Source organism: Pseudomonas sp. SIMBA_067, from assembly GCF_046534675.1.
GTDB classification, from domain to species: Bacteria; Pseudomonadota; Gammaproteobacteria; order Pseudomonadales; family Pseudomonadaceae; genus Aquipseudomonas; species Aquipseudomonas putida.
In genome coordinates this window covers 1-237 of the sequence record NZ_JAWRYH010001306.1, presented here as the reverse complement: position 1 = coordinate 237, position 237 = coordinate 1, and the positions used below count along the sequence as shown (strand labels likewise).

Sequence of the window (237 nt, the reverse complement as noted above, 5' to 3'; positions counted from 1 at the left end):
GCTATCAATGGCAATTCGCTCCGCCACCAGATCCTCCAGCACCATCTCCTTCAATGAATTACCCGCGACATATTGGGCATGGGAATTCTTGCTCAGGTTATCCGGGTTGAAATCTGGCTCCCCGCCCAGCTGCACGATGCGCTCCGCCAGTTTGTCGGCATGCTCGGCTTCCTGGTTGGCATGCTCCAGAAACTCGCTGGCCGCCACACTGGCCTTGATGCCGCTGGCCATGAAGTA

At 57.4% G+C, this 237-nt stretch carries 1 protein-coding gene; it reads right to left on the bottom strand.

Annotated features, from left to right (window positions below; all coding sequences use genetic code 11):
• On the bottom strand, positions 1–237 hold a 237-nt coding region (locus SB765_RS33550), incomplete at both ends, for a ferritin-like domain-containing protein (RefSeq protein WP_410933024.1).